The sequence below is a fragment of the Agreia sp. PsM10 genome (assembly GCF_030433855.1).
Lineage (GTDB): Bacteria > Actinomycetota > Actinomycetes > Actinomycetales > Microbacteriaceae > Agreia.
Map to the genome: position 1 here is coordinate 280,232 of NZ_JARUXC010000006.1, position 12,638 is coordinate 292,869.

Here is a 12,638-nt window from a genome sequence, read left to right on the forward strand (position 1 = left end):
ATGACCCTAGGCCCGTCGATCGAGCAGAGGTTCGCGCACGCCGGCGCGGAGGCTGACCCGGTCGAACACCTCGGCGAAACGGCCGTCGGGGGCGATCGCCGCCACCTCGCGGGCGTCGTCGATGGAGTCGACGTCGTTGATCTCGGCGAGCAGCTTCACGCGGAGGTCGGCCTCGAGCAGGCGCTCCAACTGGTCGCGGCCCGTCTCGGCTTCCGACATGGCCACACCGCGAATGAGATCGCCGCTGGGCTCGCGCATCCCGAGCGCCCAGAAGCCGCCGTCGCTGGCGAATCCGAACCAGGCGTCGATGTCGTCGTGCCAGCGGCTGACCGCGGGCTCGACCAGGGCGCGGCTCACCTGGGGCGTGTCCATGCCGATCATGAGCAGGGGCCCGTCGACCGAGTCGAAGAGGTAACCGAGTCGCTCGTCGAGCGTTCCCTCGTTCTGCTGCAGGATCTCGAAACCGTCGGCTTCTGCGGGCGGGTTACTGCCGTCGAAGAACAGGATGCGCCGGTCGGCCGGCACGCTGCGCACCACATCCAGCGTGTCGCCGAGGCTCGCCGCCGCGATCTCCGCGGCCTCCTCGAGGGAGAACGGCGGGTGCAGCCGCGTCTTCACGCGTCCCGGGATGCACTCCTTGGCGATGACGGCGATGGTGAGCATGGGCGGAGTCTCCTCAACTCGAGATGTACTGCGAGTGATCGACTCGTTGTCGTCACTCTATGTACTTCGTCGCGACCACCCGATCGGATTCCTTTCGGCTCCGATCTGCTGTATGGCAGGGCCGTCAGCGCACCTCGCGCAGCAGCTTCGACATGTCCTTGATCGCGATGTACGTGCCGCGGATCGTGCCCGTGACCTTCGAGCGGCCGACCCGCGGGCTGTAGGGCGTGTCGAGCTCTTCGATGCGCCAGCCCGCGGCGGATGCCTTCAGCAGCATCTCGAGGGGATAGCCGCTTCGGCGGTCCTGCAGGTCGAGCGACAGCAGGGCCTCGCGGTTCCCGGCGCGCATGGGGCCGAGGTCGCGGATCGCTATGTGAGCGCGACGCTTGATGAGGAACGAGAGCGCGCGATTGGCGAATCGGGCGTGCACCGGCCAGGCCCCCCGGGTGGTCGGCACTCGTCGGCCGAGGATCAGATCGGTCCGACCGTCGGTGATGCGCGTGACGAGCACGGGCAGGATCGACGGATCCATCGATGCATCCGCGTCGCAGAACGCCACGATCGGCGCCGTCGCGGCGAGCAGCCCGGTGTGCGCCGCCGCGCCGAAACCGCGCCGGGACTCGGCGACCACCGTGGCACCGGCCGCGCGCGCGATCTCGGCCGAGGCATCCGTCGAGCCGTTGTCGACCACGATCGCGCGGTAACCCTCGGGCAGGCGCGACAGCACCCAGGGCAGCGCCTCGGCCTCGTTCAGGCAGGGCAGAACGACGTCGACGAGGGCGATGGATGCCTGCGGCGCGTCGGCCGCGTCGGCCCCGGTCACGAGGCGGCCGAGCGCAGAGGGGCGGTGGCGAATTCGGCCATTCCGGCATCGAAATCGACCGACGCCCGCCAGCCGAGCTCGCGCGCGATCCTCTCGCTCGACGCCGTGATGTGGCGCACGTCGCCCAGACGGAACTCGCCCGTGACCACGGGCTCGGCGCCGTTCGAGGCGCGGGCGATCGCGGCGGCCATGTCGCCGATGGTGTGCACGACGCCGCTGCCCACATTGAAGGCGCGGAACGTCGATGCCGCCTCGGGGGTCGCAGTTGCGTCGAGGGCGGCCAGATTCGCGGCCGCCACGTCGCTCACGTGCACGAAGTCGCGGCGCTGGGCACCGTCTTCGAAGACGCGGGGGGCCTCGCCGCGGGCGAGCGCGGAGCGGAACAGCGAGGCGACGCCGGCGTAGGGCGTGTTCTGCGGCATGCCCGGTCCGTAGACGTTGTGGTAGCGCAGGCCGATGGCCCGTCCGCCGGCGGAGCGGGCCCATGAGGTGGCGAGGTACTCCTGGCCGAGCTTCGACGAGGCGTAGACGTTGCGCGGGTCGAGCGGGGCGTCCTCGGTGATCAGCCCGGGCAGCAGGGCCTCGCCCGTGGCCGGGTCGAGCGGCTCGAAGCGGCCGGCCTCGAGGTCGGCGACCGTGCGGGCGGGAGGACGCACGGCCTCACCGGCCGCGTTGCGGTAGTCGCCCTCGCCGTAGACCACCATCGATGACGCCACCACGAAGCGGTCGATGCCCGCCCGGGTCATGCCGGCGAGCAGCACGGCGGTGCCCAGTTCGTTCGACGAGACGTAGTCGGGGGCGTCGTAGAAGTCGACTCCGAGTCCGACCTTGCCGGCCTGGTGGCAGACGGCGTCGATGCCGTCGAGCGCACGCGCCACGGTCTGCTCGTCGCGAACGTCGCCGAGCACGAACTCCGCGCGGGGCTCGAGCTCCGGGGCCGTCTCGTGCACGTCGGCCCGCAGCGAATCGAGCACGCGCACCGACCATCCGGCATCCAGAGCCTGGTGTACGATCTCGCTGCCGATGAAGCCGGCGCCGCCGGTGACGAGCAGATGCGGCATGTGCTGACCCTCCAAGATGTGGATGATCAGCCTAACCGCCGGTCATGGGCGCTCCGTCGGGGTTCATTCCCGTGCTACTGGGCCGTGAGATGTCGCACATGGCGGCTCGCCTGGCGCCGAACCCGCCATGTGCGACATCTCACCAACCTTTGTTCTTCGCGACCAGACGGACGACGACAGAGAGTCAGTGCTCTGCCAAACTGAAACCGGGGCCAGTTTGTACATCTGACTTGGAGGCATCGTGCCCGTCATTGCGCACCTCAGCGACCCGCATCTCGATCTATCGACGCTTCGATGCCGACGACTCGACGCTGTACTCGAGCAGATTCTCGATCTTGGTTTCGTAGACGCCCTTCTCGTCAGCGGCGATCTGTCCGACCACGGAGCGGCTGAGGAGTACGGCGCATTCTTTGCCGCGCTGCCCCCGGCCCTCCCGACCCTTGTCGTCGCGGGCAACCACGACCTGGCTGCGCCACTGATCGACGCTGCGGATGCGGCCGGCCGGTCCCGCTCCCTCGATGCGCAGCTCAATTCTTTCCTCGACCTCGATGGACTGCGTCTGATTGGACTCGATTCACACATCGACGGTCGCGACGACGGATTTCTTTCGCAGCAGACGCTGGAATTCGCCCGCGCTCGGATCGCGGAGACGGAGGTGCCGAGCATTCTTGCGCTCCACCATCCGCCGGTTCCAATCGGCCATCACCTGGCAGACGACTCGTTTCGTCTCACCAATCCTGGGGATTTGGCGGCGATCCTGGAGGAGTTTCCGCAGGTGATCGGGGTCTTCGCCGGACATGTCCACGCTGCGTTGGCGACGACGTTCGAGGGCGTGCCGGTTCTTGGCGCTCCTGGAATCGTTTCCACGATGCGGCTGGGCAGCAAGGTCGATCCGATTGCCGATACCGAAGCCATGCCCGGCCTGGCGCTACACACGATTACCGACCGCACGATCAGGACGGTGTTCCACTACCTCAGCCCGTCGGCACTGTGAATCTGGGGCCCCTGGTGCTGACCGCACTGCCCTTTGTGGTCAGCCCGGGTGCGAGTTTCACCATCACCGTCGGTGCGGCACTCGCCGGAGATCGGCGCGCCGGCATCCGAGTCTGGGCCGGTACGGCGTTGGGGATCCTCATCATCGCCGCGGTGTTCGGCGCCAGCGGCTTTGGCACGTTGATCGCTGGCAATCGAACGACGATGACGATCTGGGGGCTCGTCGGCGGCGCGGCCCTGATTGCTTTCGGCCTGATGGCGCTTATGCGGGCACTCCGAAACTGGGATCAATCGTTGGGGGACTCGACGCCTGCGGCTCGATTGGTCGGGTTATCGTTCGTTGCCGTGATCACGAACGTCAAAGCGCTCAGTCTCTACGTCGTCGTCGTTCCCGCGCTTCGTGGAACGGGGCTGAGCGGATTGACCCTCTTTCTCGTGTTCGCAATGACCCACATCGCACTCATGCTGGTCTGGCTGCTGCTCGTGACCCTGACCGTGAGCGCCTTTCCCTCCCTCGGCCGTTCATCCCGGGCCAGAGGAGTCCTCTTAGTCGCGGCCGCTGTCGTGCTGATCCTCCTTGGTGGTGCTACGGCAGTCACCGCAGTTCTGTAGGCGGACTACCGCTGATCGGCGCAGAAGCGCTAACCGCCGGTTCGCATCCACGCGGTTCCGCGGGCGCGCAGCCCCAGAGTGAGGGCCCGCGCGCTCATGTAGCCGAGGCCGAAGGCGAGCCACAGCCACACGAGGCCGGCCGTGCCGTCGGGGCCGAACAGCGCGACGAGCAGCAGCAGAGGCGCGTAGATCACCACGGTCGCGAGGCCGGCCAGGGCGAGGTAGCGCGCGTCTCCCGCGCCGATGAGCACCCCGTCGAGAACGAAGACGTAGCCCGCGAGGGGAACCCCGATCGCCATCACCAGCACGACCACGAGGAGCGCCTGCTGCACGTCGCGGCTCGAGGAGAAGACGGAGCCGAGCACCGGCGAGAGCGCGGCGAGGCCGAGCCCGAGCGCGACGCCTGCGCCGATTCCCCACCGCACGAGCCGGCGCATCACGCCCCGCACGCGCGGCGCATCCTCGGCCCCGAGGCCATGGCCGACCAGCGCCTGCCCGGCGATCGCCAGGGCGTCGAGGATGAAGGCCAACGTGAAGAACAGCGTCGACGCGATCTGGAAGGTCGCCAGCTCGACGACCCCGAGATCGGATGCGACGACCACCGTCGCGAGCAGGGCCGCGCGCAGGCTCGCCGTGCGCAGAAACAGCCAGCCGCCGGATGCCGCGGCGCCGGTCACGCCCGCCAGCCCGGGCCGCAGGCTGACGCCGTCGCGCCGGGATGCCCGCACCGCGATCACGAGATACACGGCGGCCATCGCCCACTGGGCCACGACCGTGCCGGCTGCGGAGCCCGCGATCCCCGCGCCGAAGCCGTAGATGAAGAGGGCGTTGAGGCCGGCGTTCGCAGCGAAACCGCAGACGGCGACGATGAGCGGCGTCTTCGTGTCCTGCAGTCCGCGCAGCAGACCGGTGGCCGCGATCACGAGAAGCATCGCGGGCAGTCCGGCGAGCGACACCGTCAGGTAGATGACGGCCTGCTCCTCGACCGCGGCCGTCGCGCCGAAGAGCTGAACGAGGGGGCGGGCCGCGACGATGCCGACCGCGACGAGCCCGATGCCGAGCAGCAGCGCGAGCCACAGGCCGTCGACGCCGGCCCGGATCGCGCCCGGTCTGTCGCCCGCGCCGAGCCTGCGCGCGACGGTCGGAGTCGTGGCGTAGGCGAGAAAGATGAGCAGTCCGATCGCGGTCTGCAGAAGGGCGCTCGCGATGCTGAGGCCGGCGAGCGGTGTCTCGCCGAGGTGCCCGACGAGCGCGGTGTCGGTGAGCAGGAAGAGGGGCTCGGCGACCAGGGCTCCGAGGGCGGGGACGGCGAGGCGCAGAATGTCCCTATCCAGTGCCTTCACCCTGCGAGCCTAGCTAGGCTGGCGGGATGACGACTTCCGGCATCGACTCGACCGAACTCGACCCCACGATCCGCCCCCAGGACGACCTGTTCAGGCACGTCAACGGAAAATGGATCGCCCGCACCGTCATTCCCGACGACCGCGCCCGCGACGGCTCGTTCTACCAGCTGCACGAAGAGGCCGAGAAGGCCGTGCGCGACATCATCATCGAGGCGCAGGATGCCGCGCCGGGCAGCGAGGAGCGCAGGTTCGGCGATCTCTACGCCAGCTTCCTCGACGAGGAGCGCGTCGAAGAACTGGGCGCCACCCCGATCGAGCCGCAGCTCGCCGAAGCGGCCGCCGTGTCGAGCGTGCACGAGCTGCTCGAGACGGCCGCTCGTCTCGAGCGTCAGGGCGTGGGCGGCTTCTTCCGCCTGTTCGTCGACAACGATCCGGGCGACCCCGAGCGCTACCTCGTGTTCCTCGAGCAGGGCGGAATCTCACTGCCCGACGAGAGCTACTACCGCGACGAGAAGTTCGCCGAGATCCGAGCCGCCTACCTGGGGCACATCGAGCGGATGCTCGCGCTCGCGGGACTCTCCGACCCCGCGGCCCGCGCGCAGCGCGTCTTCGACCTCGAGACCGCGATCGCGGCCACGCACTGGGACAACGTGCGCACCCGCGACGCCCAGGCCACCTACAACCTCGTGTCGTGGAGCGACTTCACCGCATCGGCGCCGACCGTCGACCTCGACCTCTGGCGCAGCGCGCTGGGCGCTCCGGAGGGCGTGTTCGACGAGCTCGTCGTGCGCGAGCCCTCCTTCGTGTCGGGCGTCGCGTCGCTTCTGACCGAGGAGAGGCTCGATCAGTGGCGCGACTGGCTGTCGTGGCAGGTCGTGCACGGTGCTGCGGCCTACCTGCCGGCCGTCTTCGTGAACGAGAACTTCGACTTCTACGGGCGCACCCTCACCGGAACGCCGAGCATGCGGGCGCGCTGGAAGCGCGGTGTCTCCCTCGTCGAGGGCGCCATGGGCGAGGCCGTCGGCCGCATCTACGTCGACCGCCACTTCCCGCCGACCGCCAAGGCGGCCATGGATGTGCTGGTCGCCAATCTCATCGAGGCGTACCGGGCATCCATCACCGACCTCGAGTGGATGACGCCCGCCACGCGCGAGCGGGCCCTCGACAAGCTCGACAAGTTCACCCCCAAGATCGGGTTCCCCGTGAAATGGAGGGACTACTCCACTCTCGCGATCGACGCGAAGGACCTGGTCGGCAACATCCGCGCCACGAGCGAGTTCGAGTTCCAGCGCGAACTCGGCAAGATCGGCAAGCCGCTCGACCGCGACGAGTGGTTCATGACGCCGCAGACCATCAACGCCTACTACAACCCCGGCTTCAACGAGATCGTCTTTCCGGCGGCCATCCTGCAGTACCCCTTCTTCGACGAGAGTCGGGATGCCGCGGCCAACTACGGCGCGATCGGCGCGGTCATCGGCCACGAGATCGGGCACGGATTCGACGACCAGGGCTCGCGCTTCGACGGCGACGGCCGGCTCACCGACTGGTGGACCGAGGCCGACCGCGAGGCGTTCGAGAAGCGCACCTCGTCGCTGATCGACCAGTACAACGCGCTCGCTCCCGCGCAGGTTCCCGACCAGCACGTGAACGGCGCCCTCACCATCGGCGAGAACATCGGCGACCTCGGCGGCCTCAGCATCGCCTGGGACGCGTACCTTCTGTCGCTCGACGGTCAGGAGCCGCCCGTGATCGATGGCCTCACCGGCGTGCAGCGTTTCTTCCTGTCGTGGGCGCAGGCCTGGCAGCAGAAGTCGCGCGACGAGGAGGTCATCCGTCTGCTGTCGATCGACCCGCACTCGCCGAACGAGTTCCGCTGCAACCAGATCGTGCGCAACATCGACGAGTACTACGACGCCTTCGGTGTGACCGAGTCGGATGCCCTGTGGCTGGCTCCCGAGGAGCGCGTCACGATCTGGTGAGATGACGATGACGAAAGGCGAGTACTGCTGATGGACGGATCGTTCTTCCCCGCTCCCTCTTCTGAGCCGGAGCCCGAACCGCCTGTGCAGGTCTCGCCGCCGTGGCTGCAGCATCCGTCGGACGAGTATCCGGCGCGTCTTCTCGTGCGCGAGTTCCTGGCGCAGACGGAGGGAACGGCGTTGAGCGTGTCGCATGTCGACGTCTACTCGACCGGTCTCCTGATCAAGATCGACTGGGAGCTGCGCCGCCTCGGCGAGAGCGCGACCGGATGGCAGCTTGCCACCGGTATGGGCCACTTCGGCTTCGGTTCCGACCCCAGCGGATCCGAGCTGCGGTTCGGACTGGCCCTGGCTGATGGATCGGCAGTCACGACGGTAGACCGTTTCCGCAATCGCATGAGCTTCGATGAGGAGCCGAGCGGGTGGTCGCTGATGAACTACGGGGGCGGAGGCGGAGGCGGGGATCGCGAATACTCCAGTTCGTCGCGCCTCTGGCTCTGGCCCCTGCCGCCCGCTGGGTCGATCGAGTTGGTCGCCGAATGGAAGGCTCGCGGCATTGGCGAGGTCCGGATGGTGCTCGACGGCTCAGCACTGCGAGATATGGTCGCGAACGTGCGCTCGCTCTGGCCGTGATAGTCCCTGCTGCGGACAGTATGTACCGGTGCGCCGGTAACTACTGTCCGCAGCAGGGACTATTGGTGTGACAGCTGCTAGCCGACCTTCAGCTCGCATGTGTTGTCGGTGAAGTAGTTGTCGACGAGCAGCGATCCGGAGTCCGCTCCCGAGGTGGGCACGAACACCGCGATGTTTCCGGTGACCGAGTCGCCCGGCGAGAGGTCGGGGGCGAAGAGCAGCTCGGGTTCGGGCAGCACGGCGTAGTCGGCGGGCGATGCGATGTCTTCGGCGACGCCCTTGAAGATGCCGCGGCTGGCACCCGCCGGGAACGACTCGGTTCCCAGCTGCTTGATCGTCAGTGAGATCAGCGCGTACTGGTAGCCGTCGGGCGGGGTCTCGTTGAGCGAGTTCTCGGCGAGCACCACGTCGGTGGCGTCGAGCTGGACGTCGTCGATCGTGACCTCGGCCTGGTTCTCGCCGTCGTAGGTGAGGATGCCCGCCTTGCCGACCGCGATCGCGGTTCCGTCTGCGCAGACGGTCGCGCCGGCCGACGGGGTGGCATCGCCGGGCACGATGGTCGGGTCGCCGGGTGCGGCCGTGGGCTCATCGGGCGAGTCGGATTCCGACGGGTCGTCGGAGGGGCTCGAGGTGTACGGGGTATCGGTGTAGTCGGGGCCGGAATCGGCCGTGAAGAAGGCGAGCGTGTAGATGACGATGAAGACGACGGTCAGGAGGAAGGCGACACCCGAGACGATCGTTCCCGTCAGCGACAGGGCCCGCGAGCCGAACTTGCGGAACAGGGCGATGAGGCCGAAGACCAGACCGGCGATCGCGCCGAAGACCGTCAGGTAGTTCAGGAACGGGATCCAGCACACGAACAGGGCCAACCCACCGAGAACGATGCTCAGAATGCCCATCCAGCCGCCCTTGCTGCGCGGCGGAATCTGGCCGGGCGCGTAGGGGGTGGTGTACGGGAGCCCGCCCGCGGGCGGCGCGCCGGCCGGCGTCGGGCCCGAGCCGTAGGGCGATCCGTACGACGGCGTCGGCGCAGACGAGCCGGTGGATGCCGGGGTCCCGTAGACGGGCGGCGCTCCGTAGGAGGGCGCGGGCGAGGAGGCGCCGCCGCTGGGCGGGCCGTAGCTCGGGGCGGCGGGAGCCGGCGGTGCTGTCGGCGGCGTCTGCACCGGGGGGAGAGAGGAGGATGCCGGCGGCAGCGGTGCCGTGGGCGGCGCGAACGAGGGCGCGGGCGGAGTCGGAGGGGTCGGCGGCGCGGGCGGAGTGGGCGGCGTGGATGGCGCGGCCGGAGTGCCTCCGGGGAACGGCGGCGCACTCGGCGACGACGGCGCGGCCGGCGTCGGCTCGCTGGGAGTCGGCTCGCTGGGCGTCGGCTCCGCGGGCGTCGCGGGGGTGTTCTCGGTGGACTCGGGGTCGGAGGGCTCGCGGGGATCGGACATGTGTCGATTCTGTCAGAGGACCCCCAGTCGAATCGAGGCTGGTGCATATCCCACGCATGTGTCACTCGATGGCCGATCACAGGTGGATGTGGCACGATACCCGTTATCCCTCACGCGAGTTTCGGTCATGCGACCGTGCGGAGAGGGGGTCGGTAGAAGCGGGGCGAGATGGCGGAGTCCACCAGGCGGCGCAACAGGCGAGGCGACTCGCCCGATGCGCCCACGGCCCGACGCGCCCGATCGGGTGCCACCCCGGCCGGCGACGATTCGTTCCGCCGCGGGTTCGCCAGCCTCACCCAGTTGGCCCTGTCCGGAGTTCAGATCACGGCCTGCGTCATCGACGTGAAGAGCGGCCGCCTGCTGTTCTCGGTCGACGACCACCTCTCCGTTCCCACCGCGTCGATCGGCAAGGTGCTTCTGCTCATCGAGGTCGCCGCCCGGCTGAGCGCCGGCGACAAGACGGCCCACGGCATCCTGAATCGCACGGCCCAGGACTCGGTGGCCGACTCGGGTCTCTGGCAGCACCTGCAGGTGCCCGCGCTTCCCGTCGGCGACGTCGCCGCGCTGGTGGGCGGGGCCAGCGACAACCTGGCCACGAACGTGCTCATCAGGCGGGTCGGTCTCGACGCCGTGCGCGCCCGCGGCGAGGCGCTCGGTCTCACCCGCACATTCCTGCTCGACACCGTTCGCGACTACCGCGGGCCGGATGACGCGCCCCAGCTCTCCGTCGGATCCGCGCGTGAGCTCGCCACGCTCTTCGCCGGCCTCTCGCGCGGCGAGATCGTCGACGTGGCGACGAGCCAGCAGGTCATGGAGTGGCTCGCCCTGGGCTCGGACCTCTCGATGGTCGCGAGCGCCTTCGGGCTCGACCCGTTCGCTCATCGCACCAGCGACCACGGGCTGATCCTCACGAACAAGACGGGAACCGACGTGGGCGTGCGCAGCGAGGCCGGCGTGCTGCGCGGTCCGAGCGCGACCGTGGCCTACGCCGTGACGATGCGCTTCAACGACACCGATCTCACCGGCCGGCTCGCGGTGCTCGACGGCATGCGCACGCTCGGAACGGACATTTTGGAGTACGTCTTCTAGTCAGTCGCGATCGATCGCAGCGGGCACGCGGGGCACTCGCACGACGAGCCCGTGATGCCGCACGGAGAGCGAGGCGGCCGTGACCGGTCCATGGGTGTCGCCGTCGAGCTGGATCTCCTGGGCCTCCGGAAACCGCACGCGCATGCGCGAGGCCTGGGCCCAGCGGATCGCGCGCGGGGTCGGGGTGAGACTGGCGACCAGGCGGCCGAACCGCGTGCGGTGCAGCATCCGGTTGAAGGCGAGGCGATAGCCGATGTTGGTCCAGCCCGAGCCGCGGCCCGGGCGGAAGATGACGGCATCGAGGCGCCCGTCGTCGATGACCGCCGAGGGAAGCAGCAGAAGGCCGCCCGTGAGCATGCCCGAGTTGCCGACGATCACGGTGTGCGCGCGGGTCGCCACCTCGGGCCGATCGTCGAGGCGATAGCTCAGGTCGAACTGCCTGTTGCCGAAGATGCTGCGTGCGATCGGGTCCGAGTAGGCGAGCCAGCCGATGCGCTTCTTCAGACGCTCGTTTGTGTGACCGGCCATGTGGGCGTCGAGGCCGATGCCGGCCATCACGAGGAACGCGTGCTGGGACTCGCTCCCATCCGCTCGTTCGAGAACGGCGAGGCCCGCGTCGACCGGGCGGTCGCTGCCGAGAAACGCGGTGGCGATGGATGCCGTCAGGTCGTTCAGAGGCAGGCTCAGCTCGCGGGCGAACAGGTTGCCGGTTCCCGACGGCACCAGCCCGAGGGGGATGCCGCTGTCGACCAGGGCCTCCGCCGCAGCCCGGAGGGTTCCGTCGCCTCCGGCAACGACGATGAGGTCGGGAGCGGAGCGCACCGCCTCCTCGGCCGCCGACCTGCCGTCGTCGGAAGCGCTCGTCTCGAACCACTCCGAGGCCGACCAGCCGGAGCGGGCCTCCTCGGCGACGACGGCCGCGAGCAGTGTCTCGATCGAGACCTTCGCTGGATTGACGACGACGGCGGCCCTCCGGAGGGGCGGCGCCACAGCAGAATCTCCGGTCACGGCAGCCAAGAATAGTGCCCGACGGCCGTGCTCGACCGCGCCTCGCGTGGGTGTCAGTGTGTCGACGTGAGTCGGAGGGGCCAGGTGCCGTAACGGGCCTCCAGATCGGCGGAGATCATCGACAATGCCGTCTGGGCATACTCCATCGAGCGGATATCGAGCTCGGTGAGGGCCGCCGCCACCCCCGATGCCGTGCGGCCCGCGCCGGTCACGCGGATGACGGCATACCGTTCGGGCGCGACCTCGGTCTGCGACCAGACCTGCCTGAGCACCTGGTCGAGCAGCTCGGTGTCCGAGCCCGAGAAGTCATCCGACAGCTCGATGTTGATGCTCATATACGTTTGAAAACCGTCTTTGGCGGGGCCGATGCGAGCGTCGGAGACTCCCGGGATCGACTTCAAGGTCGCCTCGGCTTCGTCGGCGCTGCGCTCGACCGAGGATGTCGAATGGGAGGGCGTCGTCGTGATGCAGCCCACGAGGCCGAGCCCGAGAGCGCAGGCCAGCAGCGAGGTCGAGAGCGCGACGCGAACTCGGGATCCCATGTTTCGACCCTACCGTCGGCCGTGTGCCACTCTCGATTCATGAGTTCTGTGCGCCTGACCGGTCAGCTCGTCTGCGACAGCCTCGAACAGGCTCGCGTGGTCGAAGAGAATCTGCCCCTGCACACGCAGCTCACTCGAGCGGAGCCGGGCTGCGTCTCGTTCGAGGTGACGCGCACGCACGATGAGCTGGTGTGGCAGGTCGACGAGCTGTTTCAGGATGCGGAGTCGTTCGCAGCGCACCAGCGCCGCGTCGCCGACAGCGAGTGGGGCCGCGTGACGGCGGGCATCGAGCGCCGCTACGAGATCGACCCTGCGCCGACCGAGTAGCCGCGCTCACCTAAGCCTCACTGAGGTGCGGAAAGTGGCCGCGTCATCCGTCGGCAATGTCAAGTGGTGGTTGCAACGCTGGGGGTTAGGCCGCTTCGAGGAGTCGGGCGAGCCGGTAGGTGGGGGTTT

At 68.8% G+C, this 12,638-nt stretch carries 13 protein-coding genes; 6 read left to right on the top strand and 7 right to left on the bottom strand.

Annotated elements, in window-relative coordinates:
• Nucleotides 1–6: 6 nt before the first annotated feature.
• The 3 genes from QCD70_RS10280 to QCD70_RS10290 all read right to left on the bottom strand — a co-directional run bounded on the left by QCD70_RS10280 (nt 7) and on the right by QCD70_RS10290 (nt 2,547).
• Nucleotides 7–663, bottom strand: a complete 657-nt coding sequence (locus QCD70_RS10280) for a TIGR04282 family arsenosugar biosynthesis glycosyltransferase (protein WP_301215795.1) — start codon at nt 661–663, stop codon at nt 7–9.
• A gap of 124 nt (nt 664–787) precedes the next feature.
• The gene (locus QCD70_RS10285) at nt 788–1,486 is read right to left on the bottom strand and encodes a glycosyltransferase family 2 protein (RefSeq protein ID WP_301215798.1); all 699 of its coding nucleotides are present in this window, start codon (nt 1,484–1,486) and stop codon (nt 788–790) included.
• Nucleotides 1,483–2,547 (bottom strand): NAD-dependent epimerase/dehydratase family protein, encoded by a 1,065-nt coding sequence (locus tag QCD70_RS10290; RefSeq protein ID WP_301215801.1) that lies wholly within the window; start codon nt 2,545–2,547, stop codon nt 1,483–1,485. Before QCD70_RS10290 ends, QCD70_RS10285 begins: the two co-directional genes overlap by 4 nt.
• Before the next feature lie 241 nt (nt 2,548–2,788).
• Here QCD70_RS10290 and QCD70_RS10295 point away from each other — a divergent pair, with 241 nt between their 5' ends.
• Nucleotides 2,789–3,541, top strand: coding sequence for a metallophosphoesterase (locus QCD70_RS10295; RefSeq protein WP_301215803.1), 753 nt, complete (start codon nt 2,789–2,791; stop codon nt 3,539–3,541).
• A 14-nt stretch (nt 3,542–3,555) separates the two neighbouring features.
• Nucleotides 3,556–4,152 (top strand): LysE family transporter, encoded by a 597-nt coding sequence (locus QCD70_RS10300; protein ID WP_301215805.1) that lies wholly within the window; start codon nt 3,556–3,558, stop codon nt 4,150–4,152.
• Between the two features lie 29 nt (nt 4,153–4,181).
• Here QCD70_RS10300 and QCD70_RS10305 read toward each other — a convergent pair whose 3' ends face one another.
• Nucleotides 4,182–5,495, bottom strand: coding sequence for an MATE family efflux transporter (locus tag QCD70_RS10305; RefSeq protein WP_301215808.1), 1,314 nt, complete (start codon nt 5,493–5,495; stop codon nt 4,182–4,184).
• A 26-nt stretch (nt 5,496–5,521) separates the two neighbouring features.
• Here QCD70_RS10305 and QCD70_RS10310 point away from each other — a divergent pair, with 26 nt between their 5' ends.
• A complete protein-coding gene (locus QCD70_RS10310; protein ID WP_301215810.1) occupies nt 5,522–7,474 on the top strand; it encodes a M13 family metallopeptidase in 1,953 nt (650 codons plus the stop codon).
• A gap of 30 nt (nt 7,475–7,504) precedes the next feature.
• Complete coding sequence (locus QCD70_RS10315) at nt 7,505–8,107, top strand: hypothetical protein (RefSeq protein ID WP_301215812.1); 603 nt, start codon at nt 7,505–7,507, stop codon at nt 8,105–8,107.
• Nucleotides 8,108–8,184: 77 nt separating this feature from the next.
• On the opposite strand, the gene QCD70_RS10320 is transcribed toward QCD70_RS10315, so the two are convergent.
• Nucleotides 8,185–9,543 (bottom strand): hypothetical protein, encoded by a 1,359-nt coding sequence (locus tag QCD70_RS10320; RefSeq protein ID WP_301215814.1) that lies wholly within the window; start codon nt 9,541–9,543, stop codon nt 8,185–8,187.
• Nucleotides 9,544–9,711: 168 nt separating this feature from the next.
• Between QCD70_RS10320 and QCD70_RS10325 the strand changes: the two genes are divergently transcribed.
• Complete coding sequence (locus QCD70_RS10325) at nt 9,712–10,632, top strand: serine hydrolase (protein WP_301215816.1); 921 nt, start codon at nt 9,712–9,714, stop codon at nt 10,630–10,632.
• Here the strand turns inward: QCD70_RS10325 and QCD70_RS10330 are convergent, their stop codons facing one another.
• Both QCD70_RS10330 and QCD70_RS10335 read right to left on the bottom strand, forming a co-directional pair.
• Nucleotides 10,633–11,640, bottom strand: a complete 1,008-nt coding sequence (locus QCD70_RS10330) for a diacylglycerol/lipid kinase family protein (RefSeq protein ID WP_301215819.1) — start codon at nt 11,638–11,640, stop codon at nt 10,633–10,635. It abuts the gene before it with no gap.
• Between the two features lie 53 nt (nt 11,641–11,693).
• A complete protein-coding gene (locus tag QCD70_RS10335) occupies nt 11,694–12,182 on the bottom strand; it encodes a hypothetical protein (RefSeq protein ID WP_301215822.1) in 489 nt (162 codons plus the stop codon).
• A gap of 39 nt (nt 12,183–12,221) precedes the next feature.
• Here QCD70_RS10335 and QCD70_RS10340 point away from each other — a divergent pair, with 39 nt between their 5' ends.
• Nucleotides 12,222–12,509 carry a putative quinol monooxygenase gene (locus QCD70_RS10340; protein ID WP_301215825.1) on the top strand — a complete coding sequence of 96 codons (288 nt, stop codon included), beginning with the start codon at nt 12,222–12,224 and terminating at the stop codon, nt 12,507–12,509.
• The last annotated feature ends 129 nt before the right edge of the window (nt 12,510–12,638 follow it).

What these genes read in the sequence shown, in the direction of transcription:
- QCD70_RS10320 (WP_301215814.1), bottom strand. Translation starts at nt 9,543, where the DNA reads ATGTCCGATCCCCGCGAGCCCTCCGACCCCGAGTCCACCGAGAACACC.
- QCD70_RS10340 (WP_301215825.1), top strand. Translation starts at nt 12,222, where the DNA reads ATGAGTTCTGTGCGCCTGACCGGTCAGCTCGTCTGCGACAGCCTCGAA.
- QCD70_RS10325 (WP_301215816.1), top strand. Translation starts at nt 9,712, where the DNA reads ATGGCGGAGTCCACCAGGCGGCGCAACAGGCGAGGCGACTCGCCCGAT.
- QCD70_RS10280 (WP_301215795.1), bottom strand. Translation starts at nt 663, where the DNA reads ATGCTCACCATCGCCGTCATCGCCAAGGAGTGCATCCCGGGACGCGTG.
- QCD70_RS10335 (WP_301215822.1), bottom strand. Translation starts at nt 12,182, where the DNA reads ATGGGATCCCGAGTTCGCGTCGCGCTCTCGACCTCGCTGCTGGCCTGC.
- QCD70_RS10290 (WP_301215801.1), bottom strand. Translation starts at nt 2,547, where the DNA reads ATGCCGCATCTGCTCGTCACCGGCGGCGCCGGCTTCATCGGCAGCGAG.
- QCD70_RS10315 (WP_301215812.1), top strand. Translation starts at nt 7,505, where the DNA reads ATGGACGGATCGTTCTTCCCCGCTCCCTCTTCTGAGCCGGAGCCCGAA.
- QCD70_RS10310 (WP_301215810.1), top strand. Translation starts at nt 5,522, where the DNA reads ATGACGACTTCCGGCATCGACTCGACCGAACTCGACCCCACGATCCGC.